The organism is Oscillibacter sp. 1-3, assembly GCF_000403435.2.
In the GTDB taxonomy this organism is placed as follows: domain Bacteria; phylum Bacillota; class Clostridia; order Oscillospirales; family Oscillospiraceae; genus Oscillibacter.
On record NZ_KE159703.1, the window covers coordinates 30996 to 51627 of the forward strand.

Below are 20632 nucleotides of genomic sequence, written 5' to 3' on the forward strand. Positions count from 1 at the left end.
GGGGACAGGCACTCTTGGGAATTTCCCGCACCAGTGACAGCGGTCACTGGTGCGTGCGCTCCGAGGGCGAACGGGCCGCGGCTAAAATGATCCGCCTCCGGGGAATCTGTCTGGGAAACCAGGGGGTTCCCTGCGCCCCCCTTCCCGTTTTTGCGCCTGCCTGCGCTGGACGGGGAGATGAGCCGTGGATAAATATACATAATGGTTTGCGTCCGCGATGAGAGGATGGCGGCTTTCGTCGGCGGCCTCCTGCGCGGGCGCGTTTCATTTTTTAGAAACGAGGTAGGCCTTTTGACCACTGTACACACCCTTGCCGGCGGGTCCTCCGGGAATGCGCTGGTGCTCTGCTGCGGGGATGTCCGGCTGCTGGTGGACGCCGGCATCTCCTGCCGCCGCGTGGGAGCGGGACTGCGGGAGCTGGGGCTGGAGCTGGCGGATCTCACCGCCGTCTTTATCACCCACACCCACGCCGACCACATCTCCGGTCTCAGGACGCTGCTGAAACGGACGGATGTCCCCGTCTATGCCGCGGAGGCGGCGGGGCGGGATCTTGCCCTCCGCCTGCCGGAGACGAGCGGGCGGCTGGAGGCGCTGGAGCTGTGCTGTCCGGTGTCTCTGGGGACGGTGGAGGTCACCGCCTTTCCCACCGCCCATGACGCCCCCGGCGCCTGCGGCTTCCGGTTCGACACCCCTGACGGCGCCGCAGGACTGCTGACGGACACCGGTTATGTGACGGAGGAGGCGGCGGACATCCTGCCCGGCGTGGCTCTGGCGGTGCTGGAGGCCAACCACGACGTGGAGACCCTCCGCAGCGGGCCCTATCCCTATTACCTGAAGCGGCGCATTCTGGGGGAGGAGGGCCACCTCTCCAATGAGGACTGCGCCCGCTTTGCCGTGACGCTGGCGGAGCATGGGGCGGCAGAGATTGTCCTGGCCCATTTGAGCAAGGAGAACAACACCCCTGCCATGGCGCGAAACGCCGTGGAGACGGCCCTCTCCGCCGCGGGACTGGCCCCGGCGCTGTCTGTCGCGCCCCGGGATGTCCTAGGGGAGGCCCATGTGGTGCAGGAGGCCAGCCGATGCAGAGGGTGACGCTGATCTGCGTGGGGAAATTGAAGGAGAAGTTCTACGCCGAGGCGGCGGCGGAGTACGTCAAGCGCCTTGGCCGGTACTGTAAGCTGACCGTGATGGAACTGCCGGAGGAGCGGCTGCCGGAGAGCCCCTCCCCTGCCCAGGTGGAGGCGGCGCTGGAGAGGGAGGCCGCCGCCATCCGGAGCAGGCTGCCGGCCTCGGCCGGCCTGATTGCCCTGTGCGTGGAGGGCCGGATGCAGTCCAGTGAGGAGCTGGCCCAACTGATGGAGACCTGGGCCGGCCGGGGGGAGAAGCAGCTGGTGTTTTTGATCGGCGGCTCCTTTGGGCTCCATGAGTCCGTCAAAGCAGAGGTGCGGGTGAAGCTGTCTATGTCCCCCATGACCTTTCCCCACCATCTGGCCCGGGTGATGCTGCTGGAGCAGATCTACCGGGCGTATCAGATCAACGCCGGGACGAAATACCATAAATAAAAAGCTGTGACAATGGGCGAAACCGCACATCCCGCCGGAAAATCGAAGAGGGCGCTGCGGTGAAGGTCAGGTGTCCCCAGGGGCTGCATAAAAAAGGAAAAAGGAGAGAATTTATGAGTTTTAGGGAGACGAATTATCCCGACGGCTTCCGGCCGGAGGAGGAGCTGTCCCCTGAGGAGAAGACCCGGTTTGCACGGATCTTCCGCCGCAGGGCCGTGTTCACCGACGTTTGTCTGGCGCTGAGCGCGGCCTGCACTGTTTTCGCCGTGACCTTCCGGGACTCCCCTCTGGCGGGTCCAGCGCTCGTTGCCGTCCTTCCCCTGCTGGCGGGACTGCTGGCGGGCGTATTTTTGACCTACGGGTGCTGTCCCTTCTGCGGGCGGCGGCCCCGCAAGTGGGACTGGGCGTGGACGCCCATTCTTTGGCGCTTCTTCCGCTGTCCGGACTGTGATTTCACGCCGTTCTGGGACAAAAAGTACGGCGCAGACCCGCAGGAGTAGAACAAAAACCGGGGAAGGAGTACTTTTATGAATGCAGCTTATTTCGGAGGCCCCCGTCCGGACATGGAGCTGTCCGGCGAGGAGAAGGCCCGCCGGGTCCGGCGCTTCCGCAGAGGGGCCGTTTTGGCAGACATCGCCGCGACCCTGTTTTTCGCGCTGGTTCTGACACTCATCCTCATAAGCCGCTTTTCTGTGCGCCTGCCGGACCCTCTGCTTTTTCTCCTGCTGGCCGCCATCCTGCTGTCTATGACGGGATGCCTGCTGGGGGAGATGCTGGTTTTCCGCCGCTGTCCCTTCTGCGGAAGGCTTCTGCTCAGGCAGGACTGGGCGGCAGGGGTCTTCCGCTGGCGGATTTTTCGCTGCCCGGACTGTGACTTTACGCCGTACTGGGACCAGAGCGCGGGGAATTGAAATAAACGCCAGGCGCGGCCCCGGAGGCTTCTCCGGAGCCGCATTTTTGCCTGACGGAAAACAACAGGCAATTCTTGACAAGGAAGCCCCTGCCTCGTATAATGTTTTTATGCGGTATGAATAATTTTCCCCGCCGCACTTCGCCGGCTGTTGGGGAATTTCGTCAAATCCACGAGCCGGCGCTTTGACGTATCAAAATAAGGAGGAGCAGAAATATGGACTTCATGAAGGAATACGAGAAATGGCTTGCCAGTCCCGCCCTCAGCGCCGCGGAGAAAGCCGAGCTGGAGGCCATTAAAGACGACCCCAAGGAGATTGAAGGCCGGTTTTACGGTCCCCTGGAGTTCGGCACCGCCGGCCTGCGGGGCACCATGTATGTGGGCCTCCACAATATGAATATCCACGTCATCCGCTGGGCCACCCAGGGCTTTGCCGACGTCATCTGCGCCGAGGGCGAGGAGGGCAGAAAGCGGGGCGTTGCCATCTGTATGGACTGCCGCAACCACTCCATGGAGTTCGCCCGGGCCGCCGCGGAGGTCTGCGCCGCCAACGGCATCCAGGTGAAGATCTTCGAGTCCCTGCGCCCCACGCCGGAGCTGAGTTTTGCCGTGCGGGAGTACCGCTGCCAGGCGGGCATCAACGTCACCGCCAGCCACAACCCCAAGGAGTACAACGGCTACAAGGTCTATTGGGAGGACGGCGCCCAGCTGCCCCCCCGCCACGCCGACGCCATCGCCAAGCGCCTGGAGGAGCTGGACATCTTTCATGATATTAAGACCATGCCCTATGACGACGCCGTGAAGGCGGGCCTCATTGAGGTCCTGGGAGAGGAGACCGACGAGAAGTTCCTCAAAAACGTCATGGCCCAGGTCAACGACGCCGAGACCGTGGCCAAGGTGGCGGACACCTTCAAGCTGGTCTATACCCCCTTCCACGGCACCGGCCACAAGCTGATTCCCGAGGCCCTGAAACGCCTGGGCATCAAGCACCTGATCTGCGTCCCTGAGCAGATGGTCATCGACGGCGATTTCCCCACGGTGGTCTCCCCCAACCCGGAGAATCCTGAGGGCTTCTACCTGGCGGTGGATCTGGCAAAGAAGGAGGGCGCGGACTTCATCCTGGGCTCCGACCCCGACGCCGACCGGGTGGGCATCATGGTCCGCACCAAGGACGGCAGCTTCAAGACCATCTCCGGCAACCAGACCGGCGTGCTGCTGCTGGATTACCTCATCGGCGCCATGAAGCGCTCCGGCAGGCTGCCGGAAAAGCCCGTGGCCCTCAAGACCATCGTTACCACGGAGATGGCCCGGAAGGTGGCGGAGGTCAACGGCCTCCAGTGCTTCGATACCTTCACCGGCTTCAAGTTCCTGGCGGAGAAGAAGGATAAGCTGGAGAGCACCGGCCAGGGGAATGTCATCTTCTCCTACGAGGAGAGCTACGGCTATATGCTGGGCAGTTACGTCCGGGACAAGGACGCCGTCACCGCCGCCCTGCTTCTCACGGAGATGGCTGCCTGGTATGCCGCCCAGGGAAAGACGCTGGCGGACGCCCTGGAGGGTCTGTATGAAAAGTACGGCTATTACGCCGAGCACACCTACAACCTGGTCATGCCCGGCCTGGACGGTCTCAAGGACATGGCCAAGCTGATGAAGTCCCTGCGGGAGAATCCCCCGACGGAGATCTCCGGTGTGAAGGTCCTCCAGTTCAAGGACTATTCCGACGGCTCCGTCACCGACTGCGCCAGCGGCGCGCAGACCCGTATGGAGCTCTCAGGGTCCAACGTGCTCCGGTTTGAGATGGCCGACGGCACCTCCGCCATTGTCCGGCCCTCCGGCACGGAGCCTAAGATCAAGGTTTACATCCTGGCCCAGGGCAAGGACGCCGCCGACGCCGCCGCCAATGTGGAGAAGTACGGCAAATGGGTGGACTCCCTGAAAAAGTAATTGCAAAGTTGACTGAGACGCCGGGAGCATCTGCTCCCGGCGTTTTTCCTCTTTTGGATTTACAGGTCGTCCGCGTCCTGCACCGGGACCTCATAGGGGTCCGCGGGACAGCCGGTCCAGCTGCCCTGGGGGTCGGTCTTTGCGGCGGTGAACTGGGACATCTCTCTGGCCTTTTCCATGGGTTTGTCTTCCTTGCGGCGCTTTTCCACTGGCATCGCCTCCTTTGCGGAGGTAGTATGCGCCGCGGAGAGAATGCTATGCGGAGACAGGCGCTCCGGCGAAAATCGTCCCCCGCCGGCATCAGCGGGGGACGATTTTTCGTTATTTCCGGAGCTCCGCCAGGTACTTCTCCCCGTTGCGGCGCTTGCCCATAGACGCGCCCTTGAGCTTGTCAAGGCCTGTCTCCGGAACTTCCTTGAACTCCAGCACGCCCTTCTCCCGGGCGAGCTTCAAAAGCTGCTCGCCCTTTTCGGAGCGGACAATGACCTGATTCCATTTCCTGTCTACGTCCCAGCCGTCGGCGCTGCGGGCCCCGCCTACGGAGAGGTCGGCGAACTCCGCCGTCATGTCCGTGCAGTAATGGCAGCCGGAGCGCACCAGGGGCGTCACCTCGTCCAGGTTTACGGAGACGGTCTCGCCTCCCTGCCGCAGTTCCAGGGAGTGGTACTTGCTGGGGGGAATGTCCATGTGGCTGACCTTCTCCGGCTCCGCGTGCCGGGCGGTAAGCGTGCGCAGGCCCTCCCAGTCCAGGCCCCAGCCGCAGAAGAGACCGAAGACCATGCCGATGTTTCCAGCGTGGTTGTCGTTGTCCGGCAGGGGGTTGCCCTTCATCTTGTAGACGGCCAGGGTCTTGCAGGGGGTGCCCACCACGCCGATGGCGTGGTATTTGTCCTCACGCAATGCCCGGTTCAAAACCGCCAGGGTGGGCGGCACCTGGAAGCTGCTGCCACAGCAGGCGCGGACCTCCTCCGGCGTCGCCGCAAGGGTCCCCTCCGGGTTCAGCCCGCCTTTGGAGCGGGTCAGAACGGCGGCGTCGATGAAGCCCTCTTTCAGGGCCAGCTCCACCAGGGCCGTCATGGTGCCGCCGTGCTGGGCGTTTGCCCGGATGGATTCGTCGGCGGCCCGGGTCAGGTACAGCCCCCGGAAGGGGCCGATTTCGGGGAGAATGGTCTCCTCCTGGAAGAACTGGCGCCGCAGAGCGTCCAGGTCTGTGGGCATCCGGGGACAGAACCGCTGGCAGCGGCCGTCCCGGCGCTCACAGTCAAAATAGCAGATGGTCCGCCCGTCCACGGAGTCCCAGTAGGGGCACATTCCCTGGCAGGCGCCGCAGCCGGTGCAGAGGCCCGGCTTGATGACCTGGGTATCCAGCGCGATTGTACTTAACATTGCCGTCCCCTCCTTATACCATGATCTGCGGATACCGGAAGATCTCCAGCTCCATGGACGATGCCTCCGCCGGGAGGTAGTCCTCCAGCAGGTGGTTCTCGCCGCACAGGTGGTCCTGGAAGAGATACCGGTAGCCGGGCTTCTGGGGCGTCAGAAAGCCCTTTTCATACAGCAGCGGCGTCAGGGCGGAGAACCGGGTGTCCCGGGGCAGGGAGAGAGTCAGCTCCGAGCGCTTGACAAAATCGCTGAAACGCACCTGAATGGCGTCCATCACTCCGCCCCCTTTCCTGCGGCCTCGCAGCCCATGGCGAAGGCCCGCCGGTTGATCTCCAGCACCGCGCCCTTGAACCGCTGGGAGAGGATTTTCTCCAGGTCCTCCCGACTCAGAGGAGCCCCGGGCAGCTGGCTGAACGCCCCCAGAAGGGCGATGTTGGCGGCCTTGGAGTCCCCGGCCTCCATGGCGATGCCGGCGGCGGGGACGGCCAGGGCCATGGACGTCAGGCCTTTAATCTCGGCGGCGATGTCCTCCACCGCCGGGTACTGCTGGATGCCCTGGAGCACGCCCAGGGGGTACACCGGACGGGGGTCGTAGACCACGGTGGTGTCCTTCCCGGCGTACTTGCGGACCATCCGCAGCGTTTCCAGGGGCTCAAAGCCGATGATGATGTGGGCCTCGCCGGAGGGAATCAGCACGCTGGGGTCCATTTTGGCGGACACCCGCACATGACTCATGACGGAGCCGCCCCGCTGGGACGCGCCGTAGGTCTCCCCAACGGCCACCCGGAAGCCCCGGTCGCACATGGCGCTGCCCAGAACTTCGGCGGCCAGCACGTTGCCCTGCCCGCCGATGCCGCAGACCACGATGTTTAAGGGATCAAATCTCAGTTCCTTCACGCTTCCTCACCGCCTTCCACATGGATGGCCCCGCTGGGGCAGAACTTGGCGCACACGCCGCAGCCCACGCAGGTCACTGGGTCGATCTGGGCTTTGCCGTTTTTGAAGTCCCAGGTGTTGCCGGGGCAGCCCCAGACACGGGAGCAGTACTTGTCGCACCCGCAGCCCTCGCCCAGGCACACGTCCTGGTCCACCCAGACCCGGACGGGCTTCTTCTGCTTCTTGGCGGTCAGGGTGGCGCAGGGCTGGCGCATGATGAGGACGTTCATGCCGTCCTCCTGCAAAAGCCGCCTCACGGTCTTCTCCGTCTCCGCCACGTCGAAGGGGTCGGCCACTTCCACCTTGCAGCCCATGGCCTCCAGAATTCTCTGGATGTTCATGGGCTCGGCGGGGGCGCCCATGGCGGTAAGGCCGGTGCCGGGGTGGGGCTGGAAGCCGGTCATGGCGGTGGCGGAATTGTCCAGCACCATGAGGAGCATGTTGGCCTTGTGGTACACGGCGTTGACCACGCCGGGCATGATGGTGTGGAAGAAGGTGGAGTCGCCGCAGACGGTGACCACCTTCTGGTCCAGGCCGTACCGGGTCAGCTGGCCCAGGGCCTCCGCCAGGTTGATGCCGGAGCCCATGCAGTTGACAGCCTGGAAGGCGTACTGCCCGGCGAACTGGCCGGACATGATGTAGCATCCGATGTCGCCGACGACCACGCCGGGGTTCTTCTCCTGGCGCAGCACCCGCTTGAGGATGTGGAAGGTGGCCCGGTGGGGGCACCCGGCGCAGAAGGTCATCTCCCGCACGGGAAGCTCCTGGGTGGAGGCGGCCTTTTTCTCCGGCAGGGGCACCCCCGCGAAGGCCGCGATGGCCGCCGTTACGTTGTCCGGGTCCAGCTCCCCGATCTTGGGCAGGGTCCCCTCAGACCGGCCCATGAAGGTCAGGTGCAGGCCGTTTCGGCCCGCCAGGGCCGCCAGGTGGTTTTCCAGGAAGGGGTCCACTTCTTCCAGGGTCAGCACGGTTTCCGCCCGCTCCAAATAGCGCAGGATGCTCTCCTCCGGCAGGGGCCACAGCGTCCCCAGGCTCAGCAGGCCCACCCGGCTTGTAAGGCCCAGACGGTGTAATGCCTCCTGGGCGTAGAGCCGCCCGGTACCGCCGGCAACGATGAGGAATTTGGCCCTCTCCGGCCCGTCGTAGTGGTTGTACTCACAGTGTTCAAACTCGCTCCGCAGGGCCTCCAGCCGCTCCAGCATGGGCGTGTGGAGGTACGAGACGCACACCAGCCGGTCCCACTCCCGCACCCTTTGAATGGGGTGGGGCTTTTCCGGCAGGGCCCCCAGCTTCACGACGCCCCGCCCATGGCACACCCGGGTGGTAAGGCGGACAATCACCATCTGCCCGGTTCGCTCGGAGAGCTCGAAGGCGTAGGGCACGATGTCCTTGGTCTCCTGCATAGTGGTGGGCTCCAGCAGCGCCACGCTGGCGGATTCCGCCTGCCAGCGGGAGTCGAATTCATTGGTGCTGGAGTGGGCGCTGGGATCGTCCGAGGTCACGATCACAAGGCCGCCCTTGACGCCGTGCTGGGCGCCGCAGTGCAGGGAGTCCGCCGTGCACAAAAGGCCGTTCTGCTTTACGATACAAAGTGCCCGGGCCCCCGCCAGGGAGGCACCGACGCACGCCTCCAGCGCGCAGACCTCATTGGTGGACCACTCGGCGTAGAAGTTTCGCTCCCCGGCGATTTTGCCCAGCATTCCCAGTACCTGGGAGGACGGGGAGCCGGGGTACGAGGCGGCGAAGTTGATCCCAGCCTCCACCGCGCCGCGGACAATGGCCTCGTTGCCCTGCATCAGGCAGGCCTGTCCCGGCGCGTTGGCTGTCATCGTCCATTCCATAGTTCCAAAGTCACCCTCTCTAAAAATGAATATTTCTCTGGTTAAAAATTTATCATGCTTCCGTTCTCTATTGTAGCACCCTCAGCGGGAAATGCAAGTGGGAGGGATGGATTATTGGCGAAAAAAGCGCGAAGCGCAGATCAAAGTTTCGCCAGCCTTTTCAAAGGCTGTGGGGTCCCGGGGCAAAGCCCCGGGGCGCGCCCCGCAGGGCGCGAAATATCTGTTATTCAGTAGAGGGGCGCAAAACGCGCATTCCCGTTTCGGTATTATAAAAGCCGCAGCTGAGAGGGCCTTTGCCTGCGCCGTTTTCCCGCTTTCCTCGAACCTGCAGGGGCTTTGCCCCCGCACCCCCACCGCCCTTTGAAAAGGGCGGCCCCAAACTTTAACAATCATAGCGCGGCCCGCCATAAAGACGCGGGGCGGGAAACCTCCCGCCCCGCAACAGAGAATCCGTTTTAGAACGCCAGACTCCCAAACGCCACGCACTTGCCGCTTTTGCGGTCAAAGAGCATGATGTTGTCCCCGGAGATGTCCACATGGACCTGGGCGCCGATGGTGAAGAGCGTGCTGCCGAATACCACGCCGGTGAGCAGGAAGTCCCCGATGCGCACCTTGATGGTGGACTCCATGCCGGTGGGCATGGCGCCGTAGATCTCGCCGCAGAGGGCGCCGCCCTCTGCGATGTCGATGAACTCCGGACGGATGCCCAGCACCAGGTCCTCGTTGGTCAGCACCGGCTCCTCCTGGAGGGAGAGATCATCCTCCTCTACCTTGGCGATGTGGTAGCGGAAGGTCTCGTCCTTGTTGCCCTTTTCCACAAAGCCCTTTTCCGCGGCTTTCTTTTTGTGCTCCTGAGCCAGAGCCGCGTCGCGGTCGTCCCGGGTCTTAAACCAGCCGGCCAGATCCAGAGGGTGAGCGGGCTTGAAAACGGCCTTTTTATCGCCGAAGACGGTCAGCTCTATGGCTTCGTCGCCCCGCTGGGTGCCCTTGGCCTCCACGAAGTTGATGGAGGGGTTGCCCACAAAGTCCGCCACAAACAGGTTGTTGGGGCGGTTATACACCGTCAGGGGCGCGTCGTACTGCTGGAGCACGCCGTTGTTGATGAGGCAGATCTGGGTGGCCAGGGTCATGGCCTCCATCTGGTCATGGGTGACGTAGACGAAGGTGGACCCGGTCTCCACGTGGAGACGCTGCAGCTCGTAGCGCATCTCCAGGCGGAGCTTTGCGTCCAGGTTAGACAGTGGTTCATCCATGAACAGCACCGAGGGCTCCGGCGCCAGCGTCCGGGCGATGGCCACCCGCTGCTGCTGGCCGCCGGACAGCTCCGCCGGATACCGGTCCATGAACATGCCGATCTTTACAATCCGGGAGACCCGGCGGACGGAGAGGTCGATCTCCTCCTTCGTCAGCTTGCGGACCTCCGTGACAGGCCGGCCGTTCTGCACGGCCTCGAAATGATCGTTGAGGCCCTGGGACTTTTTGGCGCTCTCCGCCTTCTCCCGCAGGGCGGCGGCCTCGCCGGACATGTCCTTGCCGCTCTCTAGGTGGTAGCCGTAGAGCTTTTTGGCGGTGTAGAGGGAGATGGTGAAGGCGTCGATGAGCTTGATGTATGCCTTTTTCTCGTCGATCTTTCCCGTCTTGTCCCGGCAGTCCTCCACAACCTTCACCACCTCGCCGGGATTGGCCAGAATCTCCGCCAGGCGGGCGTTGTTTCTGGCCTCGAAGTCAATCTTCGGCAGGGCCTCCTTGATGTTGGAGAGGCCGAAGGCGATGTTTTCGTAGACGGTCATGTTGGGCCACAGGGCGTAGTTCTGGAACAGAAAGCCCACCTTGCGCTTGTTGGCGGGGACGTTGATGCCAAGAGCGCTGTCAAACACCACCTTGTCGCCGATGGTGATGCGGCCGCTGGTGGGGGTCTCCAGACCGGCGATCATCCGCAGCGTGGTGGTCTTGCCGCAGCCGGAGGGGCCCAGCAGGGTGACAAAGGAGTTGTCGGCGATGACCAGGTCCAAATCGTCCACGGCGTAGAACTTGCCCCACCGCTTTGTCACGTGTTCCAATCTGATTTCAGGCATAATTTAACCTCCAATACCTTTGTCTAAGCTGGCTCCTGTGACCTTGTTGACCAGCGTGTTGCACACCAGGATGGTGACGATCAGAATCAGGTTGATGCCGCTGGAGAAGGCGTACAGGCCCATCTCGTCGAAATAGTCCAGTGTGGTGGAGAGGATGAAGCCCTGGGTGCACAGCAGCATGAACAGGCTCAGTTCCCGCAGGCACGTCATGAAGGGCAGCAGGTAGCCGCTGATGATGGACGACTTCTGGATGGGGATGATGATGCGGGTCATGCGCTTGATCCAGGGGATGTCCTGGATGATGGCTGCCTCCTCGATCTCGCCGGAGAGCTGGAGCATGGAGTTCAGGGAGCTCCGGCTGGCGAAGGGGATGTACTTAATGGTACCGGTGATAATCAGCAGCGTGTAGGTGTTGAAGAGGTTCACGTACTGGTTGGAGAACAGGATGAAGAAGGCCACGCCAACGGCGATGGAGGGCATCAGATATGGCAGGAATGCCACGCTGTTGACGTAATTGGCCCATTTACTTCGCCTGTTTTTGGACACGGCGTAGCCGATCAGGGTGCCAATGGTGCCGGCGATGAGGGCGCAGCAGACGCTGACCCAGATGGTGCCCTTGAAGGCCCGCCAGATGGTCTCGTTGTGCAGGATGCCTTTTTGGCCGTACATGCCGTTTTCGGAGACGTTCTCGTCCGTCACCCACCACTTGGTGGTGAGGTTGCTGGCGTCGCCGGTGTAGAGGAAGGAGTAGTCCCCGGGGTTGGGCAGGAAGGTTTCAAAGGCGAAGGAGACGATGGGGAAGATGCTGGTAAAGAACGTCACAACCACCAGCGCCAGGGCGATGATGTACTTCCCCGCCCGGCCCAGGTTGATCTTGGAGATCTGGCCGGATTTGCCGGTGACGGTGGTGTAGCTCTTGCGGCTGGTGAGGGAGAGCTGGTTTAGAAGCATGATGGCCACGCCGAAGAACATCATGATGATGGCGAGAATGCTGGCCTCTCCGGTGTACTTGGAGTTCATGGAGACATACTTGGTGGATAGGGTGGTCAGCCCCAGGTAGTGGGGCACCGGGTAGGAGCCCATGGAGCTGCCGAACACCAGCAGAATGGTGGAGAGGATGGCGGGCTTCACCATGGGCAGCGTCACCTTGCGCATAATCTTCCACTTGGGAGTGTCCAGGATGGTGGCGGCCTCCTCCAGGTTCGCGTCCATGTTGCGGAAGATGCCGCCGATGAGGATGTAGGCGAAGGGGGCGTAGTGCAGTCCCAGCACCACAAGGCTTGGGAACAGGCCCTGGCACCACCAGAGCGGCATGTTCACACCCAGAGTGGCCGCCAGAAGGCCGTTGGACGTGCCGGTGACGGCGTTGGAGTTGAACAGGTTCTGCCACACCACGGCCAGCGTCCACTGGGGCATGATGTAGGGGAAGATGAAGATGGAGCTGAGGTACTTCCGCCAGGCCAGATTGGTCCGGGTGATGAGGAAGGCGAACACGCCGCCGAATAAGATGGATACCACGCAGGTGCCCACCGCCAGCAGCACGGTGTTCAGAAGCGGCGTCCACAGGTTGGTCTTTGCCAGGCGGCTGGTGAAGAGGTCTATGTAGTTCACCACGGTGTAGCCCGCGGCCTGGCCGGTGAGGTGGGCGTCGATGGTGCCGGGGTGGATCTTAAAGGTGTCCTCCACGATGGCGATGATGGGGGCCACGGTGGTCACCGTCAGCACGATGCCCATCAGCACCAGGATCACGTTGTGGGGCTTGGAGAAAAAGGTCTTGACCTTGTTGAAAAAGATGGTGGACTTGCTTGCCTGGAGGGTGGCCGTTTGATTCATAAAAACTCCTCCTAACATTCCAAAGCAGCGGGGATACCGGCCTCGCGCAGAGCGGCGCGGAGCCGGGAGATGTCGTTTTGATAGCAGAAGGCCTGCATCCCGCACCAGCGGGCGGCCTCCACGTTCAGATGCAGGTCGTCGATGAAAAAGCACTCCCCGGGGGACAGGCCGAACCGGGGGAACAGGCGGCGGTACAGCTCCGGGTCCGGCTTGAGGAGCTTCTCCTCAAAGGAGAGGAGGGCGCCGCGCAGCAGGGGCCAGACCTCGATTTTTTCCCGGAAGCGGTAGAAGCGGGCGGAGGTGTTGGACAGCAGGTACAGCGGCACGCCCAGACCGTCCAGCTCCCGGGCCAGGGCGTTCATCTCCTGCTTGGGGAAGAGAAACTCGTCCCAGTGTTCCACCACCTGGGCCGCCCCCTCGTGCAATCGCTCCGGCAGCCGCTTTCGGGCGGCGGAGAGAACCTGCTCCTCCGACGCGAGCCCCCGGTCCAGAGCTACCCATTCCGGGCTTTTGAAGATGGCCTGATCCAGGAGGCGGGCGTCCTCCGCCGTGCGGGAATAGGCGGCGGTGAGCTCCAGCATGGGAAAGTCCAGCAGGATGCCGCCCATGTCGAAAATGACTGCTTTGACCATGGGAATCCGTCCTTTCAATGGATCGGTGGATAGGGAAGGTCCGGGGCGCGCGTCCGCGCCCCCCGGACCTGATTGGATAGACAGCCTGCGGTCAGACCGCGTGTTCAAACGTGATGACCGGCCGCCGCACGCATGCCACGTTTTCCCCAAAGGAGACAGCCTTGACTTCCCAGCCTTTACCGGCCAGGTTGTTCATTTCGGATTCTGCCGCCCCGGGTGATTTTACGGTTACATCACTCTTTCACGTCTTGGAATCAGCCGGCGCTGTACTTGGTCAGCATCTCGACCCAGCTGCCCACGGTGAAGGATACGTCGGCGCAGTAGGTGGGGTCTTCCAGAACCAGCTTGCCCTCGGTGGTCCACCAGTCATAGCCCCGGTCGTTCTTGGCCTCGAACTCCACGGTGGTGCCGTCCTCGGCCATGCCGCCCTTGGAGTGGCCGTACTGGGCCTCGGTGCCCTCAGCCACGGTGGGGTTGGAGGAGTAGCCGCCCATGTCCTTGCCCCAGGCGGAGAAGCCGTCCACGGTCTCGGTCATGTAGGCGATGAAGGCGCAGGCGGTCCAGGGCAGGGGGGAGTTGTCGGTGACGAACAGGTAGTGGCAGTAGCCGTAGCCGCCGATGCCGGTGTAGCCGTCGTCATAGGCCGCCACGTTGATGTTGTTGACGGACACGGAGCTGGACTCCTCCACGGAGCGCAGCTTGGAGTACACCAGCAGGCCGAACTGGTTGGTGGCGGACTTGTCGACCAGGGTGTTGCAGATGGGGCCGTCGTCGGTCTGGGCGTTGTAGCTCTCCACCCACAGCTTGATCCAGGCCAGGGCATACGCGCCGTCGGCGCCCAGGCCCAGATCGGCGGCCTCGGACTCCATGGCCTTGATGGTGGGCTGGAAGTAGGCCTGCTCATCGGCGGAGAGGGCGTTGAAGGCGTCTTTCAGCCAACCGGCGTAGGTGTCCTCGGTGAGCATATACAGGAAGTTCTTGCCCACGATCTCAGAGTCGATGTCCATGTACAGGCCGTGCTCACCCTCGGCAACGAAGTCCCAGCAATTGTCGTAGGTCTTGGAGCCGGTGTTGTTGTACATGAAGACCTTGTTCAGGGTCTGGAGGGCCAGGTAGCCGTCATAGGCGTCGGCGGTGGTGCCGTTGGCCTCGGCCCACTCCTTGGGGATGAAGGTGTCCAGGATGCCGGTCTGGACCATCTTGCTCTCGATCTGGTTGCCGTCCTGAATCAGGGTCATGGCAAAAGTGCCCTCGGGCTTGAGGGAGTCGGCGGTGAGCTGGTCGAAGATCTTGTTGTTCTTGGGCTGCTGCCAGTCAAACTCCATGCTGTAGCTGGGGTCGATGGACTGCAGGTATTCGATGAACAGGGGCAGGGCGCTCTTGCCGCGGCTGGAGTTGCCCACGCCGAAGAACGTCTTGCCGTTGGACTCCTCGATGGCCTTCTTGGCCAGATCCTCCAGGGACATGCCCTCGGCCTCTTTGATGATCTTCTGGGTCGCGGTCAGATTGGCGTCGTCCGCGGGAGCGGGGGTGGGGGCGGGGGCGTCCTGGCCGCCGTCGGACTGGGCGGGGGGCGTGTTGTCCTGGGCGGGGGGATTGCTTCCGCCGCCGCAGGCGGTGAGGGTGAACAGCATGACCAAGGTCAAAAGCAGTGCAGAGATTCTTTTCATTTCGGTTCCTCCTTCGGTGTTTTCAACAAAATCCGGCGCTTCCAAATTCCGCCGGTTGTTAATTTTATTGTATGAGACAATGGAAAAAAAGAACAGGGGACAATTCTGCGTTTTTTTGGGCACTTCTGATATTTTTGTCGGATTTGGATGAAAACGCCGCCGGGGATGTGATATACTATGGATAAATCACCCACTGGGAGGAGGGGCTGTGCCGTGAAGAGGATCTGTCCGCTGCTGCTGGCGGCGCTGCTGCTGGCGGGAGCGGCGGCCTGCGGGGCGAAGGAGCCGGAGACCGCCGCCTATGCCCCGCAGGAGAGCGAGCGGCTGGTGATCTACACCTCCCACAAGGAGGAGGTCTACTGGCCCGTTGTCCAGGAGTTTGAGCGGCGCACCGGCATCTGGGTGGACGTGGTGGCCGGGGGCACCAACGAGCTTTTGGAGCGCATCCGGGAGGAGGGGGACAGCCCCGGGGCGGACGTGATGTTTGGCGGCGGCGTGGAGAGCCTGGAGTCCTGCCGGGACTGCTTCGCCCCCTATGTCTGCGCGGAGGCGGAGGAGATCCAGGAGCGGTTCCGCAGCCCGGACGGGCTGTGGACCCCCTTCTCCGCCCTGCCGGTGGCGCTGGTGTACAACACCAAGCTGGTCCCGGAGGGGGGCGTCACGGGCTGGGCGGACCTGCTCTCTCCCCGGCTGCGGGGACGCATCGCCTTTGCGGACCCGGCGGTGTCCGGCTCCAGCTTCACGGCTCTTGTGACCATGCTCCAGGCGGTGGAAGGGGACGAACAGGAGATCCTGCGCCGCTTCGCGGAGAATCTGGCCGGGCGGCAGCTGGAGGGCTCCGGCGATGTGGTCGGCTCCGTGGCCGGGGGCACGGACCTGGTGGGCGTGACGCTGGAGGAGACGGCGCTCAAGCACATTGCCGCCGGGGACAACATTGCCCTGGTGTACCCTGCGGACGGCAGCAGCTGCGTCCCGGACGGCAGCGCCCTGATCCGGGGCGCGGCCCATGAGGAAAACGCGAAACGGTTTTTGGACTTCACCGTCAGCCGGGAGGTCCAGAGCCTGCTGGCGGGAGAGTTCTGCCGCCGCTCCGTCCGGGGGGACGTGGAGCCGGAGGCGTCCATGATCCCGCTGGAGGAGATTCCCATGGCGGACTACGACGTGGCCGGGGCCAGCGGCCGCCGGGACGCGGTGCTGATGAGCTGGGCCTTCTACCTGGGAGAGGAGGGGGAGCCATGAGACGGAGACCCTCCTTCCGCCGGCGGCTCTTCGCGGGCTTTCTGGCGGCCTCCCTGATCCCCACGCTGGCCTGCTCCGCCATGATGCTCCAGGTCTTCCGCCTGCGGATGGCGGGGGAGGCGGAGCGTGAGATGGCGGAGAATCTCGCCGCGGCCTCCGCCGCCCTGGACGCGGCCTTTGACGCCTTCTCCCAGGCCGCCGCCCGCCTCCAGGACAGTGCCATCGCGGCCCGGGCCCTGACCGGGGACGGGGCGGAGGACACCCTGGTCAACGGCGAGCTCTTCGCCGCCGCGGGAGAGGCCCGGGGCTATGCCGCCTTTGCCCTCTACGACCTCCAGGGCCGGCGGCGCTACTCCACCCGGCAGACGGCGGGGGAGGAGCGCCTCCCCACCGGCTGGGGCGTGCTGTACGGCGCGCCGCGGCAGGGGGAGCCCATGCGCTTTACCGCCTGTGAGGACGTGACGGACACGGAATCCCCCCTGCTCCAGGGGGCGGTGACGCTGACCGGCGCCGGGGGCCGGGAGACGGGATACCTGGTAATCAGCGTGTACTACGCGGGCTTTCGCCAGCTGCTGGAGGGCAAGTACGGCGCCCAGAACGAGCTGATTTTGCTGAGTCCGTACTGGCGGCCGGTGTACTGTGTCCAGCCCTCTCTGGCGGACGCCCTGGCGCCTAGCCTCCGCAGCCGCCTGCTGGCGGGCCGGGGGCTGGATGACCCGGCGGAGGCGTTTTTGTACGCGGCGGTCCGCCATGAAAAGAGCGGGCTCTATCTGGTGCTCCGGCGGCCCCAGGTGTTCACGGCGGAGACCATCCGGCTGCTGCACACCGTGAGCCTGGGGTGCGCGGTGGTGTGCGTGGCGCTTTCGGTGTGCATGGGACTGGCCCTCAGCCGCCAGATGTTCCGGCCTATCCAGCGCCTGCGCCAGGGCATCGGCGAGGTGGAGCACGACAACCTGGACGTCTTCGTCCCAGCCGAGGGGGAGGACGAGCTGGGGGAGCTGGCCGGGCGGTTTAACAACATGGTGGAGGCCCTGCGGCGGAACCGGGAGGCGCTGGTAGAGAACCAGCGGGAGCTGAACCAGGCCCAGATCCGGATGCTCCAGGCCCAGCTGAACCCCCACTTTTTGTGCAACACCCTGGATACCATGAAGTGGATCAGCAAGATCAACAAGGTGCCCCAGGTAGCGGAGATGTCGGCCAACCTCGCGGACATCCTGCGCTTTTGCATCTCGCCGGAGGAGTTTGCCTCCCTGCGGCGGGAGGTGGAGATCCTGGAGCGGTACGTGGAGATTCAGGAGATTCGGATGTCCGGGGCCTTTGCCTTCCGAGTGGAATTGCCGGAGGAGCTGGCGGACTGCCGGGTTCCCAAGATGATCCTCCAGCCCCTGGTGGAAAACGCCATTCTCCACGGCCTGGAGGGTGTGGAGAACGGCGCGGTGGAGGTGACGGTCCGGGAGAAGGCGGGGATGCTGCGCATCACCGTCCGGGACAACGGCGCGGGTCTGCCCCCCGAGATGGCGGCGGGGCGGTACCGGAGCCGGGGCCCCGCCGGGAGGCACCTGGGTCTTTACAATGTGAACACGATTTTGACGAAGTACTACGGGGACGGCTGCGGGTTGTTCCTGGAGAACGGACCGGCAGGCGGCGCCGTGGTGACGGCGGTGCTGCCGGTGCGCGGAGAGGAGGAAAACCCATGTTAAAGGTTCTGGTGGTGGAGGATGAGGAGATGATCCGCAGGGGCATCGTGCTGGCGGTGGACTGGGCCGCCATGGACTGCGTGGTGGTGGGGGAGGCCGCCAACGGCCAGGAGGCCCTGGACGCCGTGGAGCGCCTGGACCCCTCCCTGATTATCACCGATCTGAAAATGCCCCAGATGGACGGCATCGAGATGCTGCGGCAGCTGCGGGCCCGGGGGAACGGCGTCTACGTCATCATCCTCACCGCCTACGACAGCTTCACCTACGCCCAGAGCGCCCTGCGGCTGGGGGCGGTGGACTTCCTGCTCAAGCCCTTCCACGACGGGGATCTGGAGCGGGCGGTGGCCGCTCTGCGGCGGCGGATCGGGTCCGCCGCCGCCCGGGAGGCGGAGAGTCCCCTGCCGGGCCTTAAGAAGGGGGACAAGAGCAAATATGTGCTGGAGGCCATGGACTACATCGGAGAGCACTACAACGACCCCGGCATCAACATCGCCGCCATTGCCCAGCACCTGGGACTCAGCGAGGGACACCTGAGCCACACCTTCAAAAAGGAGACGGACTACACCCTTTTGAACTACCTCACCCGCTACCGGGTCCACAAGGCCATGGAGTTGCTGCGGGACTGCCGGGTGAAGGTCTACGAGGTGGCGGAGCGGGTGGGCTACCGGGACATCACCTACTTCTCCGCCACGTTCAAAAAGCTGGTGGGCATGACTCCCTCGGAGTACCAGGACACCTGCCGGTAAAAAAAATAGGCCGATCAATGGCGAAATACGCAGCGGTGAGAGGAGCTTTGAGTGATGATGAAACCGGTATATCTTCCGGAGGAACAAAACGATTTTATCTGGGCGGTGATCGGCTCCCCCTGGGGCCTGCTGGCCCTGTGGCTGGCGCTGATAAACCTGACGGCGTTTTTCGTCTTCGGGATCGACAAGTGGAAGGCAAAGCGGAAGGAGACCCGTGAGAACACCCGCCGGGTGCCGGAGAGGACCCTCTTTCTGCTGGCGGCCCTGGGCGGCAGCGCAGGGGCTCTGCTGGGCATGAGGGTCTGGCGCCACAAGACCCTTCACAGAAGCTTCCGCTATGGAATCCCCACCATTCTGGTCCTCCAGATTCTCGTCCCCCTGGGGCTGTGGGTCTGGTGGAATTTCATCCGTTGACCTGCGCTCCGCCGCGGGATGCAGTAAAATGGGACCCAGACCGATTTTTCAGGAGGTGCGGTTATCAGCACAAGTGTAAAGTGACAGTGCTGGATAAGAAGCTCTACCCAGAGCACCAGGCACAATACTGCGCGGACCCCAACGCGGGCCCCTGTCCCTGCCGTCTTGTAGGAGACGCGTACATATTTGAGCAGTACGGACAGGCGGACGACTTCTGGCACATGGGCGCGGGAACCCTGGCGAACGGAGAGGGGCGGAGGGACGGCACCGCAGGGAGCCCCGGCGTACCCCCGCTGCTCCGAGGCCTGGGATGCCGTCAGCCACTACATCTACACAGCCCTCCAGGGCGGCAGCGTCACGCGGGGCGGATGAACGACCGGCGGGTGATGATCGTCTGCTGCTCCGACGGCACCCGGCCCGTGATTTTCGAAATTGAGCGGCTGGACTACAAGGCGCTGTATATTCAGGATATTGGATACGGAGAGTGCCGGGAGCGCGCCGCCGCCCTGAGCACTGTTTCGGAGGCTGCGGATGTGGCGTTTCGGGAGACATTCGCGGAGGTGTATCTGGACCGGGATGTCCCCTGCGAGGATTTGAAGCAGGTGGCGGCGGCCTGCGGGGCCTATACCGTGACAAAGATCGACTGAGCGGAACTGGCGGCCCTCCTGGGGAGGGCCGCCTTCTATATGTCTTTCAGGAATCTAACGCCGCAAGCCAGGTAGGGCGGGCCCAGGTACTCCGTCCGGTCCCGCCGGCAGCCGTGTTTTTCATAGAAGCGGAGGGCCCCTGTGTTCTCCCGAAAGGCCCAGATCAGCATCTCCCGGCATCCCCGCCTCCGGGCCAGCCGCTGGGCATGGGCCAGCAAAAGCCTGCCGGCTCCCTTGCCTCGGGCCTCCGGGGCCAGATAGAGCCGCCAGATCTCAAAGGCCCCCGGCCGGTCCGGGTCCGCCGTGTCCCCTGCGGACAGCAGCCCCAGGACCCGGCCCGTCTCCTCCCAGACGTACTCCTCCAGCCGCTGCTCCCGGAACTCCCGCTCCAGCTGGATGGCCCGCTCCCGGCATCCCTCGCCGCTCAGAAGCGCCGGGTTGATGAAGCCGGCGTACAGGGACCGCCAGCAGTCGTTGACAATCTCAATGGCCGCGTTCCAGTCGGCCGCCTCCAGGGGGCGGATCATCTCCGCGCCTCCTCTCCGCGGGCCCCAATCAGGCGCATATACAGCAGGGGATAGGGGCGGCCCTGCTGGTCGCATTCGGTCCGCCTGTAAGTCTGAAAGCCCATGTGCCGGTAAAATCCGATGGCCTGGGGGTTCTGCTCGTTGACGGTCACCCGTTCCAGGCCGCAGCGCTCCATCCCCCAGCGGACAAGCCGCCCTCCGCTCCCCTGTCCTTGGGCCTCCGGGTCCACGAACAGCATCTCCAAGCTCTGTCCGTCCAGCCCCATAAAGGCCGCGGGACGGCAGGAGACGGTTTCCGCTGTGATGAGAAGGGGGACCTGGGCCAGGGCCTCCGGAACGTATTCCCGGATGCGCAGGATCTCCGCCTCGGATAAAAATGTGTGGGTCGCCCGTACGGAGCGCTCCCAGAGCGCCAAAAGCCGCTCCGTCAGCGCGGGGGACCGCTCGCCGGCCTCCGTGATAATCATATGCTTCACCTCGCCTCGTACTGTCATAAAAAAAGATATGATACCACATATGCCGCTTTTTGGGAAGTTTTGTCTAAGCGGCGGGAAAGGTGAGCAAGCCCCCTTGTAA

Annotated in this window: 20 protein-coding genes; 10 read left to right on the plus strand and 10 right to left on the minus strand. The window is 63.7% G+C overall.

The window, feature by feature from the left end:
* The first annotated feature begins 291 nt into the window (after positions 1 to 291).
* From C816_RS00145 to C816_RS00165, 5 genes are all read left to right on the plus strand, one after another.
* Positions 292 to 1092 (plus strand): MBL fold metallo-hydrolase, encoded by an 801-nt coding sequence (locus C816_RS00145; protein ID WP_016320369.1) that lies wholly within the window; start codon positions 292 to 294, stop codon positions 1090 to 1092.
* Positions 1080 to 1562: a 23S rRNA (pseudouridine(1915)-N(3))-methyltransferase RlmH gene (rlmH, locus tag C816_RS00150; RefSeq protein ID WP_016320370.1), complete on the plus strand. Its 483-nt coding sequence runs from the start codon at positions 1080 to 1082 to the stop codon at positions 1560 to 1562. The genes C816_RS00145 and rlmH overlap by 13 nt, the downstream gene beginning before the upstream one ends.
* Positions 1563 to 1675: 113 nt before the next feature.
* A complete protein-coding gene (locus C816_RS00155) occupies positions 1676 to 2062 on the plus strand; it encodes a hypothetical protein (RefSeq protein WP_016320371.1) in 387 nt (128 codons plus the stop codon).
* A gap of 27 nt (positions 2063 to 2089) precedes the next feature.
* Positions 2090 to 2473 (plus strand): hypothetical protein, encoded by a 384-nt coding sequence (locus tag C816_RS00160; protein WP_016320372.1) that lies wholly within the window; start codon positions 2090 to 2092, stop codon positions 2471 to 2473.
* 215 nt (positions 2474 to 2688) lie between these two features.
* A complete protein-coding gene (locus tag C816_RS00165) occupies positions 2689 to 4416 on the plus strand; it encodes a phospho-sugar mutase (RefSeq protein WP_016320373.1) in 1728 nt (575 codons plus the stop codon).
* A gap of 321 nt (positions 4417 to 4737) precedes the next feature.
* Here the strand turns inward: C816_RS00165 and C816_RS00170 are convergent, their stop codons facing one another.
* The 8 genes from C816_RS00170 to C816_RS00210 all read right to left on the minus strand — a co-directional run bounded on the left by C816_RS00170 (position 4738) and on the right by C816_RS00210 (position 14786).
* A complete protein-coding gene (locus C816_RS00170) occupies positions 4738 to 5802 on the minus strand; it encodes a Coenzyme F420 hydrogenase/dehydrogenase, beta subunit C-terminal domain (RefSeq protein ID WP_016320375.1) in 1065 nt (354 codons plus the stop codon).
* Between the two features lie 13 nt (positions 5803 to 5815).
* Entirely contained in the window at positions 5816 to 6073 is a 258-nt protein-coding gene (locus C816_RS00175) for a hypothetical protein (RefSeq protein ID WP_016320376.1), read from the minus strand.
* Positions 6073 to 6696 (minus strand): indolepyruvate oxidoreductase subunit beta, encoded by a 624-nt coding sequence (locus C816_RS00180; RefSeq protein ID WP_016320377.1) that lies wholly within the window; start codon positions 6694 to 6696, stop codon positions 6073 to 6075. The genes C816_RS00175 and C816_RS00180 overlap by 1 nt, the downstream gene beginning before the upstream one ends.
* Positions 6693 to 8576, minus strand: a complete 1884-nt coding sequence (locus tag C816_RS00185) for a thiamine pyrophosphate-dependent enzyme (protein WP_081646223.1) — start codon at positions 8574 to 8576, stop codon at positions 6693 to 6695. Before C816_RS00185 ends, C816_RS00180 begins: the two co-directional genes overlap by 4 nt.
* Before the next feature lie 455 nt (positions 8577 to 9031).
* Positions 9032 to 10651, minus strand: a complete 1620-nt coding sequence (locus tag C816_RS00195; RefSeq protein ID WP_016320379.1) for an ABC transporter ATP-binding protein — start codon at positions 10649 to 10651, stop codon at positions 9032 to 9034.
* A 3-nt stretch (positions 10652 to 10654) separates the two neighbouring features.
* Entirely contained in the window at positions 10655 to 12484 is a 1830-nt protein-coding gene (locus C816_RS00200; protein ID WP_016320380.1) for an ABC transporter permease, read from the minus strand.
* Positions 12485 to 12495: 11 nt separating this feature from the next.
* The gene (locus C816_RS00205) at positions 12496 to 13116 is read right to left on the minus strand and encodes an HAD family hydrolase (RefSeq protein WP_016320381.1); all 621 of its coding nucleotides are present in this window, start codon (positions 13114 to 13116) and stop codon (positions 12496 to 12498) included.
* A gap of 254 nt (positions 13117 to 13370) precedes the next feature.
* Positions 13371 to 14786 (minus strand): LptM family lipoprotein, encoded by a 1416-nt coding sequence (locus tag C816_RS00210; RefSeq protein ID WP_016320382.1) that lies wholly within the window; start codon positions 14784 to 14786, stop codon positions 13371 to 13373.
* Positions 14787 to 14999: 213 nt separating this feature from the next.
* Here C816_RS00210 and C816_RS00215 point away from each other — a divergent pair, with 213 nt between their 5' ends.
* From C816_RS00215 to C816_RS00235, 5 genes are all read left to right on the plus strand, one after another.
* Entirely contained in the window at positions 15000 to 16025 is a 1026-nt protein-coding gene (locus tag C816_RS00215) for an ABC transporter substrate-binding protein (protein ID WP_016320383.1), read from the plus strand.
* Positions 16022 to 17725 (plus strand): sensor histidine kinase, encoded by a 1704-nt coding sequence (locus tag C816_RS00220; protein ID WP_016320384.1) that lies wholly within the window; start codon positions 16022 to 16024, stop codon positions 17723 to 17725. Before C816_RS00215 ends, C816_RS00220 begins: the two co-directional genes overlap by 4 nt.
* On the plus strand, positions 17719 to 18468 hold the full coding sequence (locus C816_RS00225) for a response regulator transcription factor (RefSeq protein WP_016320385.1): 750 nt from the start codon (positions 17719 to 17721) through the stop codon (positions 18466 to 18468). The genes C816_RS00220 and C816_RS00225 overlap by 7 nt, the downstream gene beginning before the upstream one ends.
* 54 nt (positions 18469 to 18522) lie before the next feature.
* Positions 18523 to 18882, plus strand: coding sequence for a DUF1294 domain-containing protein (locus C816_RS00230; RefSeq protein WP_016320386.1), 360 nt, complete (start codon positions 18523 to 18525; stop codon positions 18880 to 18882).
* 80 nt (positions 18883 to 18962) lie between these two features.
* Positions 18963 to 19529 carry a TIGR04076 family protein gene (locus C816_RS00235; protein ID WP_242832082.1) on the plus strand — a complete coding sequence of 189 codons (567 nt, stop codon included), beginning with the start codon at positions 18963 to 18965 and terminating at the stop codon, positions 19527 to 19529.
* A gap of 35 nt (positions 19530 to 19564) precedes the next feature.
* Here C816_RS00235 and C816_RS00240 read toward each other — a convergent pair whose 3' ends face one another.
* Both C816_RS00240 and C816_RS00245 read right to left on the minus strand, forming a co-directional pair.
* Positions 19565 to 20056 carry a GNAT family N-acetyltransferase gene (locus C816_RS00240; RefSeq protein ID WP_016320388.1) on the minus strand — a complete coding sequence of 164 codons (492 nt, stop codon included), beginning with the start codon at positions 20054 to 20056 and terminating at the stop codon, positions 19565 to 19567.
* The gene (locus C816_RS00245; RefSeq protein ID WP_242832083.1) at positions 20053 to 20550 is read right to left on the minus strand and encodes a GNAT family N-acetyltransferase; all 498 of its coding nucleotides are present in this window, start codon (positions 20548 to 20550) and stop codon (positions 20053 to 20055) included. The genes C816_RS00240 and C816_RS00245 overlap by 4 nt, the downstream gene beginning before the upstream one ends.
* Positions 20551 to 20632: the final 82 nt, after the last annotated feature.